The sequence below is a fragment of the Epilithonimonas caeni DSM 17710 genome (assembly GCF_000426465.1).
GTDB lineage: Bacteria > Bacteroidota > Bacteroidia > Flavobacteriales > Weeksellaceae > Epilithonimonas > Epilithonimonas caeni.
In genome coordinates, this window is the sequence record NZ_AUFK01000017.1 from 319,832 (window position 1) to 330,789 (window position 10,958).

13 protein-coding genes, 1 rRNA gene and 1 other RNA gene are annotated in these 10,958 nt (G+C 35.7%); 6 read left to right on the plus strand and 9 right to left on the minus strand.

Going from position 1 to position 10,958, the window contains the following annotated elements:
- Positions 1 to 2: 2 nt before the first annotated feature.
- Both K319_RS20310 and K319_RS0111710 read right to left on the minus strand, forming a co-directional pair.
- Entirely contained in the window at positions 3 to 914 is a 912-nt protein-coding gene (locus K319_RS20310) for a cupin-like domain-containing protein (protein ID WP_051230629.1), read from the minus strand.
- A gap of 78 nt (positions 915 to 992) precedes the next feature.
- On the minus strand, positions 993 to 1,721 hold the full coding sequence (locus tag K319_RS0111710) for an SDR family NAD(P)-dependent oxidoreductase (RefSeq protein ID WP_034671684.1): 729 nt from the start codon (positions 1,719 to 1,721) through the stop codon (positions 993 to 995).
- Between the two features lie 147 nt (positions 1,722 to 1,868).
- Here K319_RS0111710 and aroC point away from each other — a divergent pair, with 147 nt between their 5' ends.
- From aroC to K319_RS0111725, 3 genes are read left to right on the plus strand one after another with little or no spacing between them, the layout of a single operon-like run.
- A complete protein-coding gene (gene aroC, locus K319_RS0111715) occupies positions 1,869 to 2,930 on the plus strand; it encodes a chorismate synthase (RefSeq protein WP_027383768.1) in 1,062 nt (353 codons plus the stop codon).
- A complete protein-coding gene (locus tag K319_RS0111720; protein ID WP_034671685.1) occupies positions 2,930 to 3,496 on the plus strand; it encodes a thioredoxin family protein in 567 nt (188 codons plus the stop codon). The genes aroC and K319_RS0111720 overlap by 1 nt, the downstream gene beginning before the upstream one ends.
- Before the next feature lie 10 nt (positions 3,497 to 3,506).
- Entirely contained in the window at positions 3,507 to 4,064 is a 558-nt protein-coding gene (locus K319_RS0111725; protein ID WP_027383770.1) for a TlpA family protein disulfide reductase, read from the plus strand.
- A 77-nt stretch (positions 4,065 to 4,141) separates the two neighbouring features.
- Here K319_RS0111725 and yajC read toward each other — a convergent pair whose 3' ends face one another.
- The 5 genes from yajC to K319_RS0111750 all read right to left on the minus strand — a co-directional run bounded on the left by yajC (position 4,142) and on the right by K319_RS0111750 (position 7,203).
- Positions 4,142 to 4,474, minus strand: a complete 333-nt coding sequence (gene yajC / locus K319_RS0111730) for a preprotein translocase subunit YajC (RefSeq protein ID WP_027383771.1) — start codon at positions 4,472 to 4,474, stop codon at positions 4,142 to 4,144.
- A gap of 4 nt (positions 4,475 to 4,478) precedes the next feature.
- On the minus strand, positions 4,479 to 4,979 hold the full coding sequence (locus K319_RS0111735) for a DUF1573 domain-containing protein (RefSeq protein ID WP_027383772.1): 501 nt from the start codon (positions 4,977 to 4,979) through the stop codon (positions 4,479 to 4,481).
- A 12-nt stretch (positions 4,980 to 4,991) separates the two neighbouring features.
- Positions 4,992 to 5,897, minus strand: coding sequence for a transcription antitermination protein NusB (locus K319_RS0111740; RefSeq protein ID WP_027383773.1), 906 nt, complete (start codon positions 5,895 to 5,897; stop codon positions 4,992 to 4,994).
- A gap of 132 nt (positions 5,898 to 6,029) precedes the next feature.
- Positions 6,030 to 6,716, minus strand: a complete 687-nt coding sequence (locus K319_RS0111745) for a hypothetical protein (protein ID WP_027383774.1) — start codon at positions 6,714 to 6,716, stop codon at positions 6,030 to 6,032.
- Positions 6,709 to 7,203, minus strand: coding sequence for an RNA polymerase sigma factor (locus K319_RS0111750; RefSeq protein ID WP_027383775.1), 495 nt, complete (start codon positions 7,201 to 7,203; stop codon positions 6,709 to 6,711). The genes K319_RS0111745 and K319_RS0111750 overlap by 8 nt, the downstream gene beginning before the upstream one ends.
- Positions 7,204 to 7,444: 241 nt before the next feature.
- Here K319_RS0111750 and K319_RS0111755 point away from each other — a divergent pair, with 241 nt between their 5' ends.
- The 3 genes from K319_RS0111755 to rnpB all read left to right on the plus strand — a co-directional run bounded on the left by K319_RS0111755 (position 7,445) and on the right by rnpB (position 9,502).
- Complete coding sequence (locus tag K319_RS0111755) at positions 7,445 to 7,813, plus strand: hypothetical protein (protein ID WP_169712668.1); 369 nt, start codon at positions 7,445 to 7,447, stop codon at positions 7,811 to 7,813.
- A gap of 5 nt (positions 7,814 to 7,818) precedes the next feature.
- A complete protein-coding gene (locus K319_RS0111760) occupies positions 7,819 to 9,180 on the plus strand; it encodes a peptidase M64 domain-containing protein (RefSeq protein ID WP_027383777.1) in 1,362 nt (453 codons plus the stop codon).
- A gap of 25 nt (positions 9,181 to 9,205) precedes the next feature.
- Positions 9,206 to 9,502: RNase P RNA component class A (rnpB, locus tag K319_RS21095), an RNA gene on the plus strand.
- On the opposite strand, the gene K319_RS0111765 is transcribed toward rnpB, so the two are convergent.
- Both K319_RS0111765 and rrf read right to left on the minus strand, forming a co-directional pair.
- A complete protein-coding gene (locus K319_RS0111765) occupies positions 9,497 to 10,552 on the minus strand; it encodes a hypothetical protein (RefSeq protein WP_027383778.1) in 1,056 nt (351 codons plus the stop codon). The two genes, rnpB and K319_RS0111765, sit on opposite strands and share 6 nt — an antisense overlap.
- A gap of 218 nt (positions 10,553 to 10,770) precedes the next feature.
- Positions 10,771 to 10,879 (minus strand): 5S ribosomal RNA (rrf, locus tag K319_RS0111770).
- Positions 10,880 to 10,958: the final 79 nt, after the last annotated feature.

Genomic DNA, 10,958 nt, shown 5'->3' on the forward strand with positions numbered 1-10,958 from the left:
TATCAAAAATGTATCGGTATATCAGGAATATCGTCCAGAATATGTTTTCCTTCGATTTTGTCAATGGCGTTTTGAGCTCTTTTTTTGGCAACTGAAACTTTATAATCGAACCATTTTTCCTTGAAAAGTTTTCTCATCAGGTTATCAAAATGCCGTGTGAATACCAGATTCCTGAATCCTCGCCATTTTTCTATTAATTTCGATGGTAACGCTCTTACCGAGATAGAATATCCTTCTGTTTCATATTGGATAAAATGCCACCATCCGGAAGGCATATAAAGCGTTTGACCAGGTTTCAGAACTGCTTCGTAGCCTTTTAGATATTTCAATCCTGGGAATTCTTCCGGATTGGAAGTTTTAAGATTGGTGATGCTATGAAAATTGTAAGGCAATTTATAAAGCAAATCAGATTGGTTGAGCGGAAAAAGCCAGACTCTTTTAATCCCTTGATATTGTGTCAGAAAAACGTGTGACATATCAATATCAACATGATTTCGGGTGTTGGAACCTTCGCCTCCGAAAAACATAAATGGCAACCTATGCAGAACTTTCCCCTTCGTAATATCCCTGTACTGAATATCTTTTTTGAGTTCCGGTTTGATGGTAAGTAGATTAAAAAGAAACAAGCGATATTCTGTTGCCTTTTCGGAAATGAGGTCAAGATATTCTGCAAAAGTCATTTTAGCAATTGGTTTGCTGGCAGCTCTGTTGAGAGAATGGATTTCCCCGCCATAAACATCAACCTCTTTTTCTCCGGCAATTTCCTTGAAATAATCATAATTCCATTTTTGGAATGCAGCACTCTTAGAATCAACAAAATCCTCAATGATTACAGGAATATTCGGTTTCATATATTGAGAAACAAACTGGTCTGAAGTAAGATTACTGACTTTATCCAATGATTTCAGTTCCATCAAAAATTATTTTATAGGACAAAACTATAAAATAATTTTTAATTCATACTAAAAAAGTATGAATTAAATTTTTATATCTTAAGGCAATTTCGCCACCAAAAACTCCGGAGACAATTTTAGAATCCAGTAGATGATTTTCCATTTCCAGTTGGGAACAATTTCAAATGAGGTTCCGGCATTAATAATAAATTTAGCAACATAAGCCGGTTCCATAATCAGGTTTTTGTTAAGTTCCAGCCCAGCATTGATTTTTGTATTAATGTAGCCAATCACTAAAACATTCACTACAACTTTTCTTGAATTCAATTCTTGTCGGAGTCCTGCCAAATATTGTGTGAAGGCTGATTTGGTACTGCCATAAACGAAATTACTCTTTCGACCACGCACGCCTGACAACGATGACAAACCAATAATTCTTTCCAGATTTTCATTCGATTTATCTGTTGCGATGATGTTCAGAATAGAAACCGCACCGATGTAATTGGTTTTCATCATTTCAAATGTTCCTTCGAAATTTCTTAAAGCTTCCTGATTTTCCACTAAAAATCCGGCTGCATAAACAACAATATTTGGTTTTACAGATAATTCATCATAGAAATATTGATGAGAAGCAAAATCTGTTGCATCGAAATATTTGATTTCAAATTTGGATTTGTCCAGATTGTTTTCATCAGCAAATTTTTCCAGAGATTTCAGATCTCTGGAAGCGGCAATCACGGAAAAGCCTTTATTAATGTAAAGCTTGATGGCTTGCTTTGCCACATCCGAATTAGCACCTAGAATCAGAACAGTTTTGCGAGTATTCATTTTGTAAAAATAGATATTAGAAGTTAGATTTTAGATATTAGTCCATTCTAAAATCCGTAAATTTGTAAGTATTAAAGAAATTATTGACTTCAGAAAAACCTTTATTTTAAGGTCTAACTTCTGATTTCTAACATCTAACTTCTATTTATGTTTAATGTTTTAGGAAACTTTTTGACGCTTTCTTCCTTTGGCGAAAGTCACGGGGAAGCTTACGGCGGAATAATTACCAACTTTCCGGCTGGTCTGGAAATCGATATAGAGAAAGTTCAACTCGAGCTTGACCGTAGAAAACCAGGACAATCTGCGATTGTTACACAAAGAAAAGAAGGCGATAAAGTTCGATTTCTGTCTGGGATTTTCGATGGAAAAACAACCGGAACACCAATCGGATTCATTGTAGAAAATGAAAACCAGCGTTCCAAAGATTACGACCATATTGCGCAGGCTTATCGACCAAGTCATGCTGATTATACTTATGATCAAAAATTCGGGATACGGGATTATCGTGGCGGTGGAAAATCTTCTGCGCGTGAAACCTTGAATTGGGTTGTTGCCGGTGCTTTGGCAAAACAACTTCTTCCTGAAATTGAAATCAATGCTTATGTTTCATCAGTTGGAGAGATCTTCTGTGAGAAACCTTACCAGGCTTTAGATTTTTCTAAAACAGAAAGTAACATCGTTCGTTGTCCGGATGAGGAAACGGCCGAGAAAATGATCGAAAGAATCAAAGAAATAAAGAAAGAAGGCAATACAATCGGCGGAACGGTAACTTGTGTCATCAAGAATGTTCCGGTTGGATTGGGCGAACCGATCTTCAATAAGCTGCATGCAGAATTGGGGAAAGCAATGCTGAATATCAATGCCTGCAAAGGTTTTGAATACGGAAGCGGTTTCTGTGGTGCGAAAATGACAGGAAAGGAACATAACGACCTTTTCAATCAAGACGGATCCACGCAATCCAATCTTTCCGGCGGAATCCAAGGTGGAATCTCAAACGGAATGGACATCTATTTCCGGGCGGCTTTCAAACCGGTTGCAACCATTCTCCGCCCACAGGAAAGCATCAACAAAGACGGCGAGTCTGTAACTGTAGAAGGTAAAGGAAGACATGATCCCTGCGTAGTCCCGAGAGCCGTCCCTATCGTGGAAAGTCTGGCCGCATTTGTATTGGCAGATATGTATTTAATCAATAAAACCAGAAAAATATAATGGACATCAAACAATTTTGGGATAGTGCTGTTTCTTATACCGAATATCTTCGGGATGCAGGAGAACGATTAGGAAATCCAAAGAATACTCAGGAAGCTGATTACGCTGAGTATTACAGACTCGGAATCCAAAGAATGAACAGAATGTGGGACAAATATCTTCCGAATTCTGAACAGGTTGAAACTTTTGCAAAGAAAAAGTTCAATGGGAAAATCTTGATCATTTCCGAAGCCTGGTGTGGTGATGCGAGCCAGGTGATCCCTGTTGTTGTGAAGTTTTTTGAACAGTTTGAAGTTAGGATAACATATCGTGACCAGGAACCAAGTCTGATCGACAATTATTTGACCAATGGTGGAAAATCTATTCCAATTGTGATTTTTCTGGATGAAGAATTTAATGAAATTGCGCATTGGGGACCGAGACCAAAACACGGAACTGAACTCTTGGAAAAACATAAAGCAAATCCGGAAGAATTCACAAGAGATCAATTCTATGTCGAGTTGCAGACTTATTATGCAAAAAACAGAGGTTTTGATACAATAGAGGAACTTTTGGAATTACTTTAAATTAAGCAAGATGAATTTTCTGAGAAAAAATATAATCTATATTATTCTGATTGTAGTTTTGTCAGCTTTTGCGCTCATAAAACCGCTTCGTGATTTTGTATCGGAACAAATGGCAATGAGCCCAACGGTGGCGAAAATCAATAATGAAACGATGCTTTCTGATGAGGTTTTAGACATCGATCTGAAAGGAATCAATACAAGCAGTACGAATCTGAAAAACCTCCGTGGAAAAGTTCTTTTCCTGAATTTTTGGGGAACCTGGTGTCCGCCTTGCAGAACAGAATGGCCAACTATTCAAAAGCTTTATGATCTAAAAAAAGATAAGCTTGAATTTGCGCTGATTGCAATGCAGGATCAAGAGGAAGATGTTAAAAAATTCTTGAAAGAGAATAATTATACGGTTCCGGTCTATATTGCAGAAAGTCCGCTTGACCCAAAGGTTCTGCCTGTTGCTTTTCCTACAACCTATTTGATCGGGAAAGATGGAAGGATTTTTAAAAAGGAAGATAGTTCGATGGACTGGAGCAAGGATTCGGTTTTGGAATTTATTGATAATGTGACGAAGTGATGATTTAATAATTTTATGATAAAACAAACAAGCCTGAATCAATGATTCAGGCTTGTTATATTTAATTAAAATTTAAATTATTTCTTTTTTTCCACTCCAAAAGTTTCCGGAAATCTTGCGATCGTGAAATCTCTGGAGATAGCAGCTTTCTCGAATTTAAGCTTCCCGCTCAATGTTTCTAAAACTACACCATCTTCATTAATAGAAAAGATCGTTCCGTGCATTCCGGAAGTAGTTACTACTTTTGCACCTGGCTTAAGTGCTTCCTGGAAAGATTTTTCCTGCTTCTGTTTTCTCATCTGTGGACGGATCATCAGGAAATAAAATCCAACGAACATCAATCCGATCATTAGCAGTGTTGGTGTCATCGACTGTGCTGGCGGTCCTGCCTGTAAAAATATTGTAAGCATAATCTTATGGTAAAATGTTAGCTGAGAATGTTAAACGAACTGGTGCTTTTTCTACATTCACGAAAACATCAGCCACTTTGTTAACCGCTCCGTCGAAGTTTGTAGAATCAAAATGTAAAGTGATCTTGCCTTTTTGTCCTGGCAAAATTGGTTCTTTCGTAAAATCAGGAACTGTACATCCGCAACCTGGCTTCACGTTAGAAATGATCAATGGGTTGGTCCCCGTATTGGTCACTTCATAGATATGCTCTACTTTTTCTCCTTTTTTGATGTCTCCAAAGTTATGGTCAGTCTCGCTGAACGCGATAGTTGTCAAGGGTTTGCTTTGTGCTTCTTTTACCAATGCTGCATCATCTGGATTAACAGACTCTTGAGAAAGAGCGTCCACAACAGTACTTGCCTGTGCTGAATCAGAGCTTTTTACAGAAGACGTTTCTTCTTTTTTGTTACAAGAAAAAGCAAGTGTGCAAAGTGCAGCTACTGCTAATATTTTGATTGATTTCATATTAAAAATATTTTATATTCGATTAATATCCTTTGTGTATTTGTCCAAAATCCCGTTGATAAAAATATTGGATTTTTCTGTTCCATAGACTTTGGAAACATCAATATATTCATTGATAATAATTCTGGAGGCTGTTAATGGAAAGCTGTCCAATTCTGTAATGGCCGCGACAAGAATAATCCTATCGATAAGAGAAATTCTTTCCAGGTCCCAGTTCAGCAGCTTCGCTTTCAATTTCTTCTCTGTTTCCTCCCAATTATTAAGAGACCTTCTTAATAGTTTTCTTGCGAATTCTTCATCTTCATCATCCTTCAACATTTTTATCAGCGTGTGAGAAGATTCTGACTCTTTCATAAACCCAATGGTTTTCTGGATCATGGAATTAGCGATATGAAAGTCATCTGCCCAAGACATTTCTTTTTCTTCGAATCTCTCGTGCAGATCTGTATTCTCTGCAACGTATCTTAAGAATAATTTACCAATGAATTTCTGGTCATCTTCGAAGGATATCTCACTATCAGCCATATAATCCTGATAACGTTTTCCGGCTTTGATTCTTTGAAATGTTTTTACAAGTAGCTCATCATTGGGATCCCAGACCAGTTCTTTATGTTTTTCAGAGAAGCTCCTTCTCTCCTCGTTATTTTCTAACTGAAGTAAGATCTGGTTTCTGATCAACTTTTGGTTTGGGTCTATATCTTGTTGAGTTTTAAGATATTTGTTCTTTCCTATCTCAATTTGGTTTTCGGCTAAACGCTTTAATCCAACTAGAAAATTAAGCTCATAGATATAAAGATGGTAGATTTTGTTGATTTCTGAGAACATATTTTTCTCCAGGATATCAAACTTGATGGGGTTTTGATAATAAGAATATAGAGATTCTACAATTTTTTCGCGAATTTGTCGTCTTCCCAGCATTTCAAAGATCTTTTTTAGTGGGTGCAAAGATAGGAAAAATTGTATCAAAGTCATAATCCATCGACAGAACTTTAACGCAAAATAAAATCATGAATCTTTCGCAGGCTAACCTATCCGGATCAAAAAAATCAGTTAGATATCTTTTTCCGAATCTATCTTTTCCAGTTGTTTCAAATTCCAGGAAAGCCTTTTCAAAATAATACCGTAAGCGATCCTGTAATAAAGCAAAATGATAATGATACAAATCAACAGACTGAATATAACACCAGTTACCAGCCCCCAAAATGTTGGGTTGTCTATCTTAATATTTTGCTGTCTTATTGTAAAAATAATAAAACTTGTAAAGCTACCTATGAACAAAAGCAACAAAATGATATTACTGAAAATAAACAGATTAACGGCTTTTTTAAAATCTAAAATATGTGTGATAAATTTTTTGAGGTCAGATTCAATCGTAATTTTTTTATAATTCCTGTAAAAAATAATAACAAAAATGCCTGTGATGAGGAGACTTACAATCTTCATCCAATTATAGATCCTATCCAAAGAAAACTCGACTTGAGATTGATTTTTGATCTGAAGTTTATTGAGAATATTCGTAAAATCGGTATGAAAATCTGCTGAAAAAAGCGCAATAAAATTGATAAGACCGAAAATAACAAATTCGGCAATGCTGATCCAAAGTATGTATTTTACATAATTTCTGGATTTTCTGTTGAGCATCACTTCGATTTCATCCTGATCGTATCCATCAGAAATCGTTTGGTCTTGCCACGTTTTTTTCAACGAATCTATATCAAAGTCTTCTGAGCTAGGCATGCTTTATCATTAATTCTTTTAATGTTTTCTTTAGTCTGTTCATTTTCACACGGGCATTAACCTCTGTAATCCCCAGTGTGTCCGCAATCTCTTTGTAAGGTTCATCATCCAGATACATCATTACAATTGCTCTTTCCACATCCGGCAACATCTTTATGACCTTGTACAATAAAGAGATCTGCTGCTGCTTTTCATCAGAATCTTCTAAAAAATTTTTGCTGTGAAAATCCTGTAATTCATCTGTTTGCGGTTGTCGTGTTCTTTTTCTGAATAATGTAATTGCGGTATTAAGTGCTACTCTGTACATCCAAGTTGAGATTTTGGAGTTACCCTGGAATGAGTCGTAAGATTTCCAAAGTTGTAACACGATCTCCTGAAAAAGGTCTTCTTGGTCTTCCAAAGAATGGGTATAAAGGCGTGAGACCTTGATAATAAGTCCTTGATTATCCTTTATTAATTTAGAAAACGCTTTCTGTTTATTCTCCATTCCGAGAACGAAGATAAGAATTTATTCGTTTTTTTTAAGTAATTCTTATAGTTTTAATTATTTTGTTAAACAAATGTTAATTTCATTATATATTATTGGTTATATTTGACTTATGATTATTAATAAAATTATCAGATCACTACTCAATTGCTTATTGATTTCTGTTTTCAGTTGTACAAATCAGTTGCCAAATCAAGCGGGAATTCGAAATCAGAATAATACTCAGGAAACGAAACCTAAAATGGTTTATCTTTTTTTTGAAGTTGAAAGAGCATCTGACGGAAAAGAGATCGTGAAATTAACGGACAAAAAAGTGTCTGATGGATTCTTTAAAAATGAGGAATTTGGAACCGCAAAAGATATTACCAATAGTAATTATAAAATTGTTTTGCTGGATAAGAATAATAAGATCTACAAAACATCAATCATTGATGATCCTTTGTCTCCTGTTTTTGAATCTTACGACAAAGACTCGATGGAAAAACAAATTGGCAAACTGGACAAAGCTGAATTTTTCTACAGGTATAATGATAATGGAAATGTTGCCGAGATGGAAATTCACAAAATAGAGAACAATAATTCTACCCTCATTTTCAAATTAAAATTATAATAGTTATGAAATATTTTTACTTCTTATTGATCTTAATTTCAGGTTTTTCCGAAGCGCAGATCTTTGATTTGGTTCCGCTTGTAGAAAATGGCCCGAAGGATAAGAGAATTAATCTGGTTATTCTAGGAGATGGCTATACAGCAAGTGAGCAATCCGCTTTTATGGAAGATGCAACTTTCGTCTCGGATTATCTGCTGAATAAGCAGCCTTACTCCAATTATAAAAATTATTTCAATGTTTATGCGCTTAAAGTGATCTCTCCCCAAAGTGGCGTAAAACATCCGGCAACTGCGACTGATGTTACAGAACCTGTGATTCCTGTTTCTAATCCGACTAATTATTTCAATACCTCTTACGACACTTCCGGAACGCATCGTTGTATCTATGGAAATACAAACAAAGTCACTCAAACTTTAGCTGCTAATATCCCTGAGTTCGATATGGCTTTAATTTTAGGAAATGATACAGAATATGGAGGTTGTGGCGGAACGTATGCTTTCCTTTCAAGAAATGAACAAGCTCCGGATGTTGCCTATCACGAGTTAGGGCATTCTTTCGGAAAATTGGCTGATGAGTACTGGTTTTCCGGTTCCGGAGAATCTCCGAATAAAACAAAAACTTCTGACCCAGCAACGGTTCGTTGGAAAAATTGGCTGAACACAGGAAGTGTCGGAATTTATCAATTTACTGAAAATACAGCTTGGTATCGTCCGCATCAGAACTGTGAAATGCGGTATCTGAACAAACAATTTTGTAATGTCTGTAAAGAAACTTTGGTTGAAAAAATCCATACGGTGAAAAATCCTATTGATGGTTTTACACCAACAAATACTTCTACAATTAATACAAATTCAAATATTGATTTAGTAGTAAACTTAATTCTCCCAATTCCCAATACTTTAAAATCCGAGTGGAAGGTCAATGGAACAACTATTCAGAATGATGTCAGTAATATCACAATTCAACCGGATCAATTGAATGTTGGAAATAATACCGTTCTCTTCAGTGTTTATGATAATACAACAATGGTAAGAACTAATAATCACAGTACGATCCATCTTTCCACCATTAGCTGGACGATCAATAAAACACAACTTGGAGTTTCGGATATCAAATCAAATGAATATGATTTTATCCTTTATCCAAATCCTGCGAAAGATTATTTCATCTTAGAAAGTAAATCAATTTTCAATGAGAAAATCAAGGTCGAAATTCTTGATGCTTCCGGAAAATTAATCAAAAAACAAAATATAGAACCTAATCAACAAGATAAGATAGATATCTCTAGACTCAATTCTCAGAATTATATCATCAATGCTTATAAAGATGGACAGCTTATTTTATCTCAGAAAATGATAAAGAATTAAGTTATAATTAAGTATTTTTGCCAACTGAGAAGCGTGGCTTGTTGATCCAAATTCATTTTTGGGTAGGAAAGTCCGGACACCATAGGGCAGTATAGCGGATAACATCCGTCATTTGTGAAAATAGGACAAGTGCAACAGAAAGCAAGTACAGTTCGGCTGTAGTGAAACCAGGTAAACTCTATACGGTGCAATGCTAAGTATATCATCAGTCAAGGGCGGCTCGTCCGTTGATGAGGGGTAAGCAGCTCAAGATTTTCAGTAATGTCAATCGTAGATAAATAACAAGCTTCAACAGAATCCGGCTTATAGCGCTTCTCTATTTTTTTATTTGGGAATGTTGGTAATTTTTAATGATAAAGTTAATTCCTGTCTCCAATATCTCGCCCATATTTTTACATTTCTTAAACTGAGAATTGTAAGTCAGCTTTTGAAGAGAAGTACTCAATTCTGATATTTTTTCTGGTGTAGAAATGCTATCAGTTTTCATAATTTCTATCAAATCCTTATATCTTTGATTACTGGTCAAAACTCTTTTAGCAATTGCAGACCTCACTTCTTTTCTGTATTGCTCTACAGAATTAGGTTTTAGTTTTTCATTTACGAGTTCCACCATTTTAGTATTTTCTTTAAAATATTGGGGAACGTATATTTTAAGTTGTCCTTCGTAACTCTGCTGGTCAAAATCGATTGCTCTAATTCTGTAAACAACCTGGTCAAAATCGTGAATAGGAATCACCACATAGTTATATGAACGCATATCACCTAGCAATCCTATCATACATCTTTCATTGAATTTTACAAATTCCTTGGCAATTTGAGCTTTTTCAAGTTCAGTACAGTCTGATAAATAATTTTCGATAAAGACATCGCCTGGTATGCCAAGAATGTGTTCTTCGATCAAAGTATCTTTATAAACAAGAAAATTGAATCTGTTAGGTGAAAATATATCTTCAAACTCTAATCCATAAATTCTGGAAGCATCAGCTTTTTTGATGTAGAAGTTGGTATAATTATCATTAAGGATATTCCTTACCCTAATTCTAAACGGTTTAGAGTTTCCAAAAGTGCAGAAATGAATAGAATCAACCTTTAAAAAAGGTAAGGTTTCTTCATCACCATCCGAATGTAAAAGTGTATATATCTTATTAAGACTAGCTTCAATTTCCAAATATTCAAATTCAGGATAGAAAACATCCAGCCAATAAGTATCTTTTCCATCTTTATCAACTAACGAAGTATAACCCGAAAATCTCAAAAGATCTTCATAAAAGATTTTGATATGAGTAGTTCTGTTATTTTTCTCAAGGTATTCTTCGAGTGATTTACCAATTGGATATATCGGTTTTCTGAATTCTATTTTAATATCTTTCATCCTAATAATTAAGAATACTAAAATACATAAAAATAAGATTGATATGTATCTCCATTCATTATGACGAACGACCAATAGCTCTCTCTGTGTGGATTTGGGGTCTCCGGTGTCCCACGGGCCTTCGCGGGCGGTGCCGTCCGGGCAGATGGATGGGTGGGTGGATGGATGGGGCAGGTAGCAAAAAAAACGCCCATCAAATGAATGATGAGCGTCTGAAAAACTGGCGGCGACCTACTCTCCCGCTTGTCGCAGTACCATCGGCGCTAGAGGGCTTAACTTCTGTGTTCGGAATGGGAACAGGTGAGCCCCTCTGCTAGAACCACCCTAAAGGCTGTTCGTACAAAAGGATGTACAGTATATTTATTAGACTTGAGATACCATGATTCAAGATTTCAGACATTGGTCT